A 13,107-nucleotide genomic window follows, 5' to 3' on the forward strand; every position below is an offset into this window, starting at 1 on the left:
GGAACCGTGGGGAAGGGGCGGGATCATGCTCCCGCCGTGGCCGCAACCCCGATGCCGCGTCATGCGGCTTCGGCCTGAACTCGCAATCACGGAGCGCGCCCGTTTTGCAGCGCGTCAACAACAGGCACGGCAGACATGAACGAAGCATATCTCAGCATTACGCCTCTTGGGGGGCTCGGGGAAATCGGCCTCAACTGTCAACTGTGGGAAAGCGCGGGCGGCGTGGTCATGGTGGACTGCGGGCTGATGTTCCCGGACGACGCGCATCTGGGCGTGGACGTGGTCATTCCGCATTTCGGCGCTGTGAGGAACATTAAAGACAAGCTGCTGGGCATTGTGCTCACCCACGGCCATGAGGATCACATCGGCGCGCTGCCCTGGCTTGTGCCGGAACTCAAGGGCACGCGCATCTACGGTTCGCGCTTCACCCTGGCTCTGGTGGAGCACAAGCTGCGCGAGCACGAAATCCTGGACTGGGTGGAACTTTGCCCGGTGGACGCCAACACCGTGCTGCCGCTGGGCGATTTGAAGTTTCACTTTTTCCCGGTCTGCCATTCCATTCCCGAAGGCTTCGGCCTGGGCGTGGAAACGCCAGTGGGCCGGGTGGTGCACAGCGGGGACTTCAAAATCGACCCGCATCCCCTGGGCGGCTCGGGCACGGATTTGCAGTTGTTTCGCAACTTCGCCGGGCCAAAAGGCGCGCGCCTCTTGCTTTCGGATTCCACCAATGTGATGCGCGAGGGGCGTTCGCTCACGGAGCGGGAAGTCAAGGAGTCTCTGGGCAAGGTCTTTGATTCGGCGGAAGGCCGGATTGTGATCACGCTTTTTTCCAGCCATATCCAGCGCATCCAGGAAGTCTTCGATCTGGCCCGGGAGCACGGGCGCACGGTGGTGATCAGCGGCAAATCCCTGGCCAATAATATTGAAATGGCGCGGGATCTGGGCTTTGCCAGGCTGCCGCCCGCCTTTTTCAACGCGCACAACGGGGTGCCGGATCTGCCGGACAACCGGCTCGTGCTGGTGGTCACCGGCGCGCAGGGCGAGCCGCTCTCGGCGCTCTCGCGTATGGTTCTGGGGGGCCACCGCCAGCTCTGCATCCGCAAGGGCGATACCGTGGTCATGAGCTCGCGGATGATCCCGGGCAACGCCAAGGCCATTTCCCGCCTGATCAATGAGATGTACCGCCTGGGCGCGGAAGTGCTCTATGAGAGCGTGCACGCCATCCACGCTTCCGGCCATGCCCACAGCGAGGAATTGCGCGAAATGCTCCTGGCGGTGCGGCCCGAGCTTTTCGTGCCGGTGCATGGCGAGTATCAGCATCTGGTCAAGCACGGCCGGCTGGCCGCCGAGTGCGGCGTGGCGCAGGAGAATATCATCCTTCTGGAAGACGGCCAGCCTCTGACGCTTTTGCCCGACGCCTTCCGCCTGGAAGATCGCGTGCCCGTGGAATGCACTCTGGTGGACGGCAAGGGCGTGGGCGACGTGGGTTTTGCCGTGCTCAAGGAGCGGCGCATACTGGGCGACGAAGGCATGGTCATTGTGGTTCTGGTGGTGGATTCGGAGACAGGCAGCGTGCTGCACGGCCCGGAAATGATTTCCAAGGGCTTTGTTTTCGAGCAGCACTACAGCCACTTGCTGGAAGACGCCAAATGCCTTGTGCTGGATGAGATCGAGGCGGCCCGGCCCGGGCAGCTTACGCGCATGCAGGAGGGCATCCGCTCTTCCCTGCGGCGTTTTTTCCGCCGCGTGCTGGAACGCGACCCGGTGGTGGTGCCGATCATCAGCGAAGTGTAGAGCAGGCTCAAAAGGATCTGCCCAGGTACCCCGGCAGCACGGGCGCGGCCGTCCGCAAAACAGCCACTCGGCCCAGGCGCGAATTTCTTTTCAGACGCCCGGCAAAGGGCAGCGGTTCTGCTCTCTGCCGGGCGGTATGCTTTTTGCTCCCTTCCCCATGTAAGGAGAGACAGGCGGAAAAAAGTGCCGCGGCCCCCTGCGCGGCACGCCGGTAGCGGCACGGGCGCTTTGCCCCAAAAGGACTCTCCCGGAGGAAGCATGGCACAGCGGATCATTACCTTGAGCAAAGCGCATACGGCTCCTTATGCCCTGTTAAGCACGGTGCTGTTGGGCAGCGCATTCTTTTTCGCTTTTCTGCTCTGGCAAGGCGGCACGGCCCAAGACCCGCGCCGCGGCCTGAGCGAGTATGCGCCCGGTTTCGCGGTGGAGGCCGACGTGGTGCGCCTGGTGCGCGTGGTGCCGCTGGCAGGCGCGAGCCTGCGCAGCCCCATTGTGCGCGCCGGAAAGGATTATATGGCTGGCATGGCGCAGTAGGGCAATTTCATTTTGAAATTCTCTGGCGGCTGCCGGAGCATCTGCCGCCGCGCGCGTCAGCCGTTGGCACTGAGCGCGTTACGGAGAAAGACGACATTGATACGCCGCGCGTCCCTTTCACGCCCCCGCGACTGCGGGCAGTGCTTTCGCCTCGCCGTGAGTCCTTGCCGAAAAAATAAAAAGTCCTATTATAGAAAAATAATTTGTACAAGCCAGGGCGAAAGCCAGCTTTCCGGCATCGCAGTTTGCAAAGGCGAGGCCATGGCGTTTTTTATGTGTTCTGCGGGAAGCAAATGCGGCAGTGTAGGGGCCGATGGCTTTTTATGCCCTTTCAGAATACGTTCTCAACGCCGCTCTTTCTAAAAAAGCATCAGTCGAAAAGTCTTTCCCCTCTCAAACTTGCGGAGATTCTTCCTCGCGTTTTGCCAACCGGCGCGCCGCGCCCCGGGTTGCTATTGCGCTGTCGCCCGTCTTGACCAGGATGAAATCGTGTTCTATTTATAAACACTACCCCTCACCCTCAGGGCGTAACATCTGTATACATTGTATATGGCCGCCCGCACATCTGAAGCAAAGGTATTGCCTCCACCATGAATTGGGATTGGGACAAATTACAGGAAAAACGGCAGAGACAGCAGGGGCAGAATCCGCCCCCCCGGCCCCCCCGCGATCAGGATGATGAGGCGTCGGAGCGCGGCGAGCCCCGCGCCAGGCGCACTCCCTTTGGCAAGGGCAGGCAGTCGGACGGCAATCCGTTCAATCGTCTTTCCCAAATGCGCGTGCCCAACGGGCGAGCGGTGATTCTGGTCGTGCTTGCCGTTGTGGTTCTATGGCTGTTGTCGGGCATTTACATCGTCAACCCCGATGAGCAGGGCGTGGTGCTGCGCTTCGGCAAGTATGACCGCACGGAAGGCCCCGGGCCGCATTATGCCTGGCCTGTGCCCGTTGAATCGGTCTACAAGCCGCATGTCACCCAGGTGTTGCGCAGCGAGGTGGGGTTCCGCTCCGTGGGGCAGAGCGCCACCTTCCAGCAGGGCCAGTTGCGGACAATACCCGAAGAAGCCTCCATGCTGACGGGCGACGAAAATATCGTCAATGTCCAGTTCAGCGTGCAGTACAAGATCAGCGATCCCGTGCAATATCTTTTCAATGTGAGCGCGCCTACCGCACTTGTGCGCAACGCGGCCGAGGCCGCCATGCGCGAAGTCATCGGCAACAGCCAGATCGACTCCGCGATCACTGACGGCAAGCTCAAGATCCAGAGCGAGGCCACGCAGCTTCTGCAGCAGATTCTCAATCGCTATGGAGCGGGCATCCAGGTCATAGCCGTGCAGTTGCAGGACGTGCATCCCCCGCAGGACGTCATCGACGCCTTCAAGGATGTGGCCAGCGCCCGCGAGGACAAGAGCCGGATCATCAATGAAGCCGAAGCCTACCGCAACGAGCTTTTGCCCAAGGCGCGCGGGCAGGCGGCGGCCCTGCGCAACCAGGCCGAAGCCTACAATGCCACCCGGGTGCGCACTGCCGAGGGCGATGCCTCCCGTTTCGATGCCCTGCGCCAGGAGCATGCCAAAGCCCCCAAGGTCACGGAGCAGCGGCTGTATTATGAAGCAATGGAAGGAATTCTGTCCGGCGCGAAAGACAAGGTGCTGATGGACGGCGCAGCCGCCGGCCGCGTGTTGCCCTATCTGCCGCTGCCCGGCCTGGACCAGCCTCAGGCCCCCAGGGGCCCGGAGAAAAAGTAATGCGTAAAAATCCGCTGCTTCTGACTGTCCTGGCACTCGTCGTCGTGATTTTTGCCAGCCAGTGTTTCTTCACCGTACACCAGACCCAGAAAGCCCTGGTGCTGCAACTGGGCGAGCCGCTTTCGCGGGTGTACGGGCCGGGCCTGCATTTCAAGCTGCCCTTTATTCAGAACGTGGTCTATTTTGATTCCCGCGTGCTGGATTACGAGGCACGCTCGCGAGAAGCCTTCACCGTGGACAAGAAGGCCATCGTGCTTGATAACTACGCCCGCTGGAAGATCATCAATCCGCTCCAGTTTTACCGCACCATGCGCACCATACCCGGGGCGCAGGCGCGTCTGGACGATGTGGTCTATTCACAGTTGCGGGCTTTGATCGGCGCGTACACCCTCACCGAGGTGGTGTCTTCCCAGCGCGCGGCGATCATGAAGGAAGTGACCAACAAGGTCTCGGAGCTGATGAAGCCTTTCGGCGTGGAAGTGCTGGATGTGCGCATCAAGCGCACGGATTTGCCGGCGGAAAACCAACGGGCCATTTTCGGACGCATGCGCGCCGAGCGCGAGCGCCAGGCCAAGCAGTACCGTTCGGAGGGCGAGGAGGAATCCACGCGCATCCGCTCGGACGCGGATCGCCAGAGCGCCGTGATCCTCGCCGAAGCCGCCCGTGAGGCGCAGATCGTGCGTGGCGCGGGCGACGCCAGGGCTGCGTCCATCTATGCGGAGGCCTACAACAAGTCGCCGGAATTTTATGCCTACCAGCGTTGGCTGGAGGCCATGCGCAAATCCTTCAAAGACAACAGCAAAATGGTGCTTACCAATCAAGCGCCGCTTCTTAATCTGCAACAATGACAACGCGGCCCTGAGCCGCGTTATGGAGTCGCCTCATGCCTGCCTTTGCAGAGATATACGAACGCATCAAGCTGGCCACCAGCAGCCGCACCCAAGTGGAACTGGCCGAAGTGCTGGATATTCGCCAGTCGAGCATTTCAGACGCCAAACGGCGCAATTCCGTGCCGGGCGACTGGTATATGAAGTTGTTTGAAAAGTTCGGCCTTAATCCTGACTGGCTCAAGCAGGGAGTAGGGCCCATGTATCTGCGCACCGAGCACGGCTACATGCCGCAGGACGCGCCGGCCGCTCTGGCCGAAAGCGCGGCCCATTACGGTGATGCCCTGGCCAAGCATTCCGTTTCCACGATTTTCGACATGCAGTGCGCGTATAACGACAAGGCCTCCCGGCCGGAGCTGACGCCGGTGGGCAAAATCGCCTTGCCGCTTTCTCTGGGACGGGAAGGCCTTCTGGTGCTGCGCATGCGCGGGGCCAACATGAGCCCCCTGATCCTTCCCGGAGCGCATTTGGGCGTGGATACTCTGGACAATACCGTGGTTTCCGGCCAGATGTACGCCATTTTTGCGCCCAATGAAGGGCTTATGCTGCGCCGCGTGTTTTTGAACAGCGCGCAGGACGGCTATCTGCTGCGCTCGGAGAGTCCGGATTTTCCCGAAACCGCATTGACGCCCGAACTGCTGGCCAAGCGCCTGTTGGGCCGGGTCGTCTGGATTCTGCAGGAGCTGTAAGCATGCGCCCTTGGCGGCCGCGGCACAAAGCCGTATGCTTTTGCCGGGCTTTTTTGCCGGGCTGCTTTTTGACCATTTGTTTGTTGCTCGCCGCCTGCGGCGGGGCCCAAACGGCTTCACCGCCGCCCGCCGCAGGCGCGACGGGCGACACAATTTCAGATCCTGTTCCGCCGCAGGCCGCGGAGTTTGGCAGTCCATCCGAGTTATCCCCAGCCACCCCCGCGGCTGCCAGGCCCACGCCGACGCTTTCCCCAAACCGGGGCGCGCCAGCCTCAAGCGACTCTGCAAGCGTGTCGGCGCCGGGCGGCCATACGCAGGCCGCGCCGCCCGGCCCGGCTGCGGGCATTGCGCCTGTGTGGCAGCCCCTGGCCCGCCGCCTGGCCGCAGACGGTCTGGCCGGCCCCGAGGTGGACAGGCTGCTGGCCACGCTGGGGAATACGCCCAGCCAGTCGCCCATGGGCCGCAAGATGCGCGAGCTCTATCTGCGGCGTTTTTTCCCCAGGCCGCCTTCGGGCAAGCCCGCGCCCTTGTATTACAAGGGCGTGGTCACAGAGCGCAACGCCCGGTTGTGCCGGGAGTTTATCGCGGCCAACGCGCAGGCTTTTGCCCGCGCCGGGGCGCGCTACGGCGTGCCCCCGGCCATTGCCGCATCCCTGCTTTTTGTGGAGACGCGCCTCGGCAAGGTGCTGGCCGACGTGCCTGAAAATGCCTTTTACACCCTGGCCAGCATGGCGGTGAGCCGCGAGCCGCAAAGCATCAGCCAATGGCTGCCGCGCATGCCCGGCTATGAGCAGCATCTGGACTGGTTTGCAGCAACCATGCCCAGGCGCGCAGACTGGGCGTACAAGGAAGTGCGCGCCTTGCTGCAGCATCTGCTGCGTGAGAAGGCCGATCCGCGCACGCTCCCCGGTTCCATTTATGGGGCCGTGGGTCTGTGCCAGTTTATGCCCTCCAATATTGCCGTCTACGGCGCTGACGGCGACGGCGACGGAAAAGTGGATCTTTTCAGCGTGCCCGACGCGGTGGCCAGCCTGGCCAACTATCTGGCCAGACACGGCTGGAAGCCGGGGCTCGCGCGCGACCGGCAGCACAAGATCCTGATGGCCTACAACCATTCACAAACCTATGCCAACACCATCCTGGCCCTGAGCGATCTGGTGACCCGAGCGCCTGAGAGCCCATCGGCGAAATCACGCTGAAATCCACGGACAGAGAAAAGTGCCTTGCGGAGATAGAGCATTTTCCTTTTGAAAATGCTCTGCTGACGCGAAAGCGGCAGCCGCCGCAACGCGCGTACATTCAGGCGAAAACCGCGTTTTTCGCCTGAATGCCACCTTTGACTTTCAGAAAAAGTCAAAGGTAATCTGCTCTAGGACTGCCCCCTGCGGCAGAGATGGGCTTGATACGTAAAACCGTTGTGCCTCCGGCTCTTCGGACGGGGAGGAGCTTCGCAAGCCCTGAGGCCGGACATGCAGCGGCGCTTCAGGGCAGATTCACACATTATCCGGTTCGCCTTCAGGCGCGCGGCAAACCGGGGCGCGCTCAATTGAGCGAGAAGGGAACGTCCGCCAGCGGCGGCCTGTGCAGGGTCAGCAGCGCGCTTTCCAACTGCGCCAGAAGACTTTTCAGCCCTTCGCCGCTTTTGGCCGAAACCGGCAGGGCAGTTGGAAAAGCGTCGGCCAGCTCGGCTCTGGCCGGGGCTTCCAACTGATCCCATTTGTTGAGCACCAGCAGGCGCGGCACGCGATTCAGTTCCATTTCGGCAAGGATTGCTTCCACGGCCGCAATCTGCTGCAACAGGTCGGGATGCGAGGCGTCCGCCACATGCACCAGCAAATCCGCCGCGTCCAGCTCTTCCAGCGTGGCGCGGAAGGCGTCGGTCAGCTCTTTGGGCAGATTGCGGATAAAGCCCACGGTATCGGCCAGAATGATTTCTTTTTCAGCAGGAAAGCGCAGCCGCCGGGTGGTCGGGTCCAATGTGGCGAAGAGCTTGTTTTCAGCCCGCACTTCCGAGCGGGTCAGCGTGTTCAGAAGGGTAGACTTGCCGGCATTGGTATAGCCCACCAGCGCGGCCAGGGGAATGCCCTGGCGCGAGCGGCGGCTTCGGGTGAAGGCGCGTTGCCGCCGCAGCTGATCCAGCTCTTTGCGCAGCCGCGTCATGCGCTCGCGGCTTTTGCGGCGATCCGTTTCCAGCTTGGTTTCACCGGGCCCGCGGCCGCCGATGCCGCCCATCAGCCGATCCATGGCCCGGTTTTTGCCCACCAGACGCGGCAGGGTATACCGCAACTGGGCCAGCTCTACCTGGAGCTTGCCTGCTCTGCTTACGGCGTGCTGCGCAAAAATGTCCAGAATAAGCTGGGTGCGGTCAATGACCTTGCGCTCGGTGATGTCAGCCAGATTGTGCAGCTGCGTGGGCGAGAGCTCGCCGTCGAAAACCAGCATTCCCGCGCGGCCCTGCAGGGCCAGCACTTCCAGTTCCGCCACTTTGCCTTTGCCCAGGATCAGGCGGGGGTTGACCTGCGCCACGCGCTGCACCATGCGCCCGGCTACAATCAGCCCGGCTGTGCGGGCCAGTTCGGCCAGCTCGTCCAGGTTGCGCTCCTGCAAAACCCGCGGCAGGGTCGCCACGGAGACCAGCAGAGCGCGCGGCGCGTCGCCGGCCTGGCGGGCATCCTCGGCGCTGCGGCCCAGTTCCGCTTCCAGCGCCTCGGCTGTGGCTGAAAACTGCGCGACCGTATGATCCCAGGGGCGCGGCGGTTCCAGATGGTAAGGCTTGTCTGCCGCGCCCGAGGGCAGCAGATGCGCGGCCTGCCATTGCACAGGCTCGCCTGCCGGGTTCACGCTGAGCGTGATGATCGCGTCCAGCCGCAGGAAGAGCATATCCATGAGGTCTTCCTGGCTCACGCCGTCAGGCGAAAGGTGGGTATGCAGGAATCGCAGGCCGCGCAGACGATCCGCGCCGGAACGGCCGCGCGGCAGTTCGGGAATCAGAATGCTTGCAGGCTCGCCTACCAGAACCATGTTCACCCGGCCCTTGCGATCGATAAGCAAACCCACCTGCCGCCCCACGGCGCGCGAAAGCAGCGCGAGCTCGCGGGCCTGCTCAATGGTATAAACGTCTTCGGTCGGAAAACGGCGGTTGAAAAGCCGGTTCAGCGCGTTGATCTGACTTGGCTTGAGGCCTTGCAGGTTGCCTTCGGGTTTAGAGATGGGGAACTCCTGGGGTTAGTCGGCGGAGAATACATGCGCAGAGCGTTTTGCTAATTTCATGAGCAAAACGCCCTAGGGCCGCAGATAGGACGTGATCAGCGCGTCATAGCGCGAGGTGGCCTCAAAGGCCCGCGAGGCCATAATCTGCCGGAACTCCAGGCCCACGGTCATTTCATTCTTGCGCATTTCATCCATTGCCGTGCCGTACCATTGCGGCGAGGGCAGCACCAGGACGCTGTGAAAGTTTTTGGCCGCAGCGCGCAGCATGCAGGGGCCGCCGATATCAATTTCCTCCACGGCTTCTTCCAGAGAAAGGCGACGCTCCACAGCGCCGGCAAAGTCGTAGAGGTTGACGCAGACCAGGTCAAAAGGCCGGATGCCCTTTTCCGCCAGGGTCTGCAAATGGAAGGGATCGTCCTTATTGGCCAGGATGCCCGCGTGGATTTTGGGATGCAGCGTTTTGACGCGACCGTCCAGAATTTCCGGAAAACCCGTCACCGTGCTTACGGCGGTGACGGGCAGCCCGGCCGCGCAGAGCACTTTCTGGGTGCCTCCCGTGGAGATCAGCTCCACGCCGCGCGCAACAAGAAATGTGGCGAAATCCACAAGCCCGCTCTTGTCTGTGACGCTCAAAACAGCGCGACGGATGGGCAATCTTTCCATGAGGCACTCCTTGCAGACGAAACGTATACCTGCCGGCGAGCGGATTCAGTGTCAGATCCGACGATCAAAAACACTTTTCATGTACCGGAAAAAAAAACTCTTCGCAACGGCCTGTGCGCAGGCAGGCTTTTCGGATGCCGCGCCTTGTGGGAGACCTTTTCACATTGCTTGCTCTCCTGCGCGGGCCGGGGTATTTTGCCGCCAGTGGAGGGAGTATGCTGATCAAACTTGTTTCCTGGAATGTAAACGGCCTGCGGGCCCTGGCCGCCAAAAGCGATTGGCGCTGGTTCGCGGAAACGGACGCGCAGATTGTGGCCTTGCAGGAAACCAAGGCCCATCCCGATCAGCTCACGCCGGAAGTGGCCGAGCCCGCCGGTTGGCAGGCGCACTGGGACTCAAGCCATGTCAGGAAAGGTTATTCGGGCGTAGCCGTATTCAGCAAGATCGCCCCTCTGGCCGCGCGGGCGGAACTGCCCGAGCCCGCCTACCAGGGCGAGGGGCGTTTGCTGCATCTCGAATTCGCGGATTTTCATTTTTTCAACGGGTATTTCCCCAATGGCGGGGCCGAGGAGTTGGATGAAAACGGCAAGCCCACAGGGCGATTCAGGCGTGTACCCTATAAAATGGGTTTTTTCGAGGCATTTCTGAGCTATGCCGAAGAGTGCCGCCAAAGCAAACCGATTGTGGTCTGCGGGGATTTCAACATTGCCCACAAAGCCATTGATCTGGCACGCCCCAGGCAAAATGTGAAAAATACCGGTTTTCTGCCCGAAGAACGCGCCTTTTTGGATCGTTTCACAGCAATGGGCTATGTGGATACCTTCCGCCAGGTGCATGGCGACAAAACCGGCTGCTATTCCTGGTGGTCGTATAAAACACGCGCGCGGGCAAAGAATATCGGCTGGCGCATTGATTATTTTTTTGTTTCCGAAGAACTGGCGCCGGCCATCCGCGACGCCTGGATTGAAGACCAGGTCTACGGCTCGGATCATTGCCCGGTGGGCCTTGCCCTGGATCTGTAGCGCCTGCCCGCATTTCTGCCGCCACAGCAGCACTGACGGCGGCACGATGCGGCGCGGGTTCTGCTTTCCATTTTGCGCCTTGCCGCCCGAAAAAGTCGGATTTTTGCGGACGGCATTGCAATGAGGGCTGCCCACTGGGAACGGCCCGCAGAGCGTTTTGCTCATGGAAATCAGCTAAACGCTCTGGCGGCAGCGGGAGCGGACGCCCGCGCCGAATGAGCCTGAAAACCACGCTTTTCAGGCGCTTGTCCCGCTTGCGGGGGCTTGTCCCGCTTGCGGGGAAATGATGGCAGCGCCGCTTTTGAAATTGAATAATTTCAAAACAAAATGCTCTAAAGGGAGACGGGCTGGGCGGAAAGGGCGCTCCGGCCGCGCGTATGCAGCGCCTTTTGGTCTGCGCGGCCTGGGGTCTCATTTTGGGAACTGTTGCAAACGCTTCCCGAGTCCGCGTCTGGATCAACTCTTGAGTTTTTCTGCAACGTAGTGTAGCCATTTAGGAAACAACGGGCGTGAAATGCCCGGCCTTTCAGTCGGGCACACGCAAGCATCGGGGGCATCCATGCCGCAGGTTGCAGCACGCATTAACGACGATCAAGAACGCTGGCTCAAAGATTACTTCCGCACCAAAAGCGCCGGAGCGGAATTTATTCTGCCGTGGGCAGTGGATACCTTTTTCCGGGCCGTGACTGCTATCAAGCAGATGTTCAGCGCAGCCGAATTGAAGACCATTGTCGAGGCTCACAAGGATATAAAGCTGATGCCTGATCACACGCGCCTGTCCTACCTTTTGCTGCAGGTCACGGACGCTTGCGAGCTCAACAACGTGCATTTGCGCCACGGGGCCAGCAAAACCAGCCTGGAATCAAAACTCAAAGGCCTGGACGATACGCAGGCAACGGCTCTGATGGTCTGGGCTTCGGCTTTTTGGGTCAGCCGCAATTGCTCTGCGGAGAACCTTGACGAGTATATCAGAAGCTACTGATCACCCCGCGTTTTTTGAGCGTTCCAAGGCCGCATGCGCGGCCTTTTTCAACGTCCGGCCCTGTTGCGGGCGAATCCCTGCTTCACAGTCAAACAAAGGCGAGAACCGATGATTAAAATCATGCGGGCCAAATTGCACGGCATCCATGTGACCGGCTGCGCCCTGAACTATCACGGCTCGATCACGCTGGACCCGCAGCAATGTGCGCTGGCAGGGATTTATCCGCTGGAATTTGTCTATATCTGGAACAAGAACAACGGGCGGCGTCTCTCAACCTATGTCATTTACGGCGAGCCCGGTTCAAAGTGCTGCATTTTGAACGGCGCAGCCGCGCGGCATTGCTGCCTGGGAGACGAGGTGATCATCTGCGCTTTTGAATACGTCAACGATCCCGCGGAAATTGCTTCACGAAAGCCTGTGGTGTTGACGTTTGCCGACGACAACACGGTGCAGGAGCGTTTGCTCTATGCGGTGGGCGGCAAGCCGGACACAGGCTTTGAATTCAGCATTCTTTCCTCGCCGCTGCATTAGAGCGTTTTTTGATTGAAAATATCCGCTTGAAATGAGCTACGTTCCCCGGAAAAGTTTACAAAATCCGTGCGCTATTCATTGTACAGCGTGAGGTAAAGATCGCCCTGCCAGGGGCCGACCCGCCTGCCCAGGCCACGCAGGCGCACGGGCTTGCCAACGCTGAAATCAGGCGGCAGGGTTATCTCAACGGTGTGCAGCTCGCCGGAAATCCCGCGGCGGATTTGCAGGCGCACATGCCTGCCCGGGGCCAGTTTGGCGGCCGGGAGTGTCAGGCTCTGCTCCTCATCGATCTGACGGCGCAGCCAGTCTTTGACGATGCCTGTAACGCCCTTGTTGAAATCCGTGTTCCATTTGGACGTGCCCCAGGCCAGATTGCCCTGATGGAGCCTGGTGTTTTTCTTTTCCCGGGCCTCGGCGGGGCGGGGCCGGGAGGTATTTTTTTTCGCCTCGTCCTGACCATCCGCCTGTTGACGATTCAATTCACTGTAAATATCCTCAAAAACACGCCGGGCAAAAGGATCATTGAGCAGATCCCGGAGCACATCCTGTTCCGCATAGCCGTTCCGGCTTTCTTCAGCCTGTTCGCGCCGGGATGGGCCCTCCGCCGGACCGGTTTGCCCATTGGCCTCTTTTGCTTCGTGGGCAGCGGACTGAGCGTGCTCTGCCGCGCGGCTTTCTTCTGCCTTTCCTGCCCCGGTTTGTGGTCCGGAAGCCTCTTGCCCCCTCTCGGGCTCCTGCTTTTTCTGATTCTGAGGCTGCGCGCCGGCCCGCTCTGCTGTATTCTGTCGCGTCTGGGCCTCGGGCCGCCGGGCCTGCTTCTTTTCCCTGTTCTCGGCAGCGGGTTTGAGCACCCCCGAAAGGGCCACATAGGCCTCATTGAGCAATTGAAACTGTCGGCTGGCCTCGGGATTGTCAGGGTTCAAATCCGGATGGAGCTCAAAAGCGCGCCGTCGGTAAGCCCGTTTCAGGGCTTCCAGATCAGCTCCTTTCTCGAGCATGAGAATGGCATAGCATTCCTTGACGGAGAGCTGGCGTGGCTTGCGTCGCATC

At 60.9% G+C, this 13,107-nt stretch carries 12 protein-coding genes; 9 read left to right on the top strand and 3 right to left on the bottom strand.

Going from position 1 to position 13,107, the window contains the following annotated elements; translation table 11 throughout:
• Positions 1-135: 135 nt before the first annotated feature.
• The 6 genes from G7Y52_RS05065 (at position 136) to G7Y52_RS05090 (ending at position 6,848) form a co-directional block, all read left to right on the top strand.
• Entirely contained in the window at positions 136-1,794 is a 1,659-nt protein-coding gene (locus G7Y52_RS05065) for a ribonuclease J (RefSeq protein WP_165067119.1), read from the top strand.
• Positions 1,795-2,052: 258 nt separating this feature from the next.
• A complete protein-coding gene (locus tag G7Y52_RS05070) occupies positions 2,053-2,328 on the top strand; it encodes a hypothetical protein (protein ID WP_165067122.1) in 276 nt (91 codons plus the stop codon).
• A gap of 590 nt (positions 2,329-2,918) precedes the next feature.
• A complete protein-coding gene (gene hflK, locus G7Y52_RS05075; RefSeq protein ID WP_165067125.1) occupies positions 2,919-4,073 on the top strand; it encodes an FtsH protease activity modulator HflK in 1,155 nt (384 codons plus the stop codon).
• A complete protein-coding gene (locus G7Y52_RS05080; protein ID WP_165067128.1) occupies positions 4,073-4,921 on the top strand; it encodes a protease modulator HflC in 849 nt (282 codons plus the stop codon). The genes hflK and G7Y52_RS05080 overlap by 1 nt, the downstream gene beginning before the upstream one ends.
• Before the next feature lie 35 nt (positions 4,922-4,956).
• Positions 4,957-5,649, top strand: coding sequence for a helix-turn-helix domain-containing protein (locus G7Y52_RS05085; protein WP_165067131.1), 693 nt, complete (start codon positions 4,957-4,959; stop codon positions 5,647-5,649).
• Between the two features lie 290 nt (positions 5,650-5,939).
• Complete coding sequence (locus G7Y52_RS05090) at positions 5,940-6,848, top strand: lytic murein transglycosylase (RefSeq protein WP_241159598.1); 909 nt, start codon at positions 5,940-5,942, stop codon at positions 6,846-6,848.
• 343 nt (positions 6,849-7,191) lie between these two features.
• Here G7Y52_RS05090 and hflX read toward each other — a convergent pair whose 3' ends face one another.
• Together hflX and G7Y52_RS05100 are read right to left on the bottom strand one after the other, a co-directional pair.
• Positions 7,192-8,718 (bottom strand): GTPase HflX, encoded by a 1,527-nt coding sequence (gene hflX / locus G7Y52_RS05095; protein WP_241159599.1) that lies wholly within the window; start codon positions 8,716-8,718, stop codon positions 7,192-7,194.
• A 213-nt stretch (positions 8,719-8,931) separates the two neighbouring features.
• On the bottom strand, positions 8,932-9,522 hold the full coding sequence (locus tag G7Y52_RS05100; RefSeq protein ID WP_165067136.1) for an IMP cyclohydrolase: 591 nt from the start codon (positions 9,520-9,522) through the stop codon (positions 8,932-8,934).
• Between the two features lie 215 nt (positions 9,523-9,737).
• On the opposite strand from G7Y52_RS05100, the gene G7Y52_RS05105 reads away from it, so the two are divergent.
• The 3 genes from G7Y52_RS05105 to panD all read left to right on the top strand — a co-directional run bounded on the left by G7Y52_RS05105 (position 9,738) and on the right by panD (position 12,057).
• Positions 9,738-10,544, top strand: a complete 807-nt coding sequence (locus G7Y52_RS05105; RefSeq protein WP_165067139.1) for an exodeoxyribonuclease III — start codon at positions 9,738-9,740, stop codon at positions 10,542-10,544.
• 559 nt (positions 10,545-11,103) lie between these two features.
• A complete protein-coding gene (locus tag G7Y52_RS05110) occupies positions 11,104-11,526 on the top strand; it encodes a hypothetical protein (protein ID WP_165067142.1) in 423 nt (140 codons plus the stop codon).
• Between the two features lie 108 nt (positions 11,527-11,634).
• Positions 11,635-12,057: an aspartate 1-decarboxylase gene (gene panD / locus G7Y52_RS05115; protein ID WP_165067145.1), complete on the top strand. Its 423-nt coding sequence runs from the start codon at positions 11,635-11,637 to the stop codon at positions 12,055-12,057.
• Positions 12,058-12,128: 71 nt separating this feature from the next.
• Here panD and G7Y52_RS05120 read toward each other — a convergent pair whose 3' ends face one another.
• On the bottom strand, positions 12,129-13,106 hold the full coding sequence (locus tag G7Y52_RS05120) for a J domain-containing protein (protein WP_165067148.1): 978 nt from the start codon (positions 13,104-13,106) through the stop codon (positions 12,129-12,131).
• Position 13,107 lies beyond the last annotated feature (1 nt).

Source organism: Desulfovibrio sp. ZJ200 (assembly GCF_011039095.1).
GTDB lineage: Bacteria > Desulfobacterota > Desulfovibrionia > Desulfovibrionales > Desulfovibrionaceae > Desulfovibrio.

Excerpts from the sequence above, each read along its gene's own strand:
- G7Y52_RS05065 (WP_165067119.1), top strand. The coding sequence starts at position 136 with ATGAACGAAGCATATCTCAGCATTACGCCTCTTGGGGGGCTCGGGGAA.
- G7Y52_RS05070 (WP_165067122.1), top strand. The coding sequence starts at position 2,053 with ATGGCACAGCGGATCATTACCTTGAGCAAAGCGCATACGGCTCCTTAT.
- hflK (WP_165067125.1), top strand. The coding sequence starts at position 2,919 with ATGAATTGGGATTGGGACAAATTACAGGAAAAACGGCAGAGACAGCAG.
- G7Y52_RS05080 (WP_165067128.1), top strand. The coding sequence starts at position 4,073 with ATGCGTAAAAATCCGCTGCTTCTGACTGTCCTGGCACTCGTCGTCGTG.
- G7Y52_RS05085 (WP_165067131.1), top strand. The coding sequence starts at position 4,957 with ATGCCTGCCTTTGCAGAGATATACGAACGCATCAAGCTGGCCACCAGC.
- G7Y52_RS05100 (WP_165067136.1), bottom strand. The coding sequence starts at position 9,522 with ATGGAAAGATTGCCCATCCGTCGCGCTGTTTTGAGCGTCACAGACAAG.
- G7Y52_RS05105 (WP_165067139.1), top strand. The coding sequence starts at position 9,738 with ATGCTGATCAAACTTGTTTCCTGGAATGTAAACGGCCTGCGGGCCCTG.
- G7Y52_RS05110 (WP_165067142.1), top strand. The coding sequence starts at position 11,104 with ATGCCGCAGGTTGCAGCACGCATTAACGACGATCAAGAACGCTGGCTC.
- panD (WP_165067145.1), top strand. The coding sequence starts at position 11,635 with ATGATTAAAATCATGCGGGCCAAATTGCACGGCATCCATGTGACCGGC.
- G7Y52_RS05120 (WP_165067148.1), bottom strand. The coding sequence starts at position 13,106 with ATGCGACGCAAGCCACGCCAGCTCTCCGTCAAGGAATGCTATGCCATT.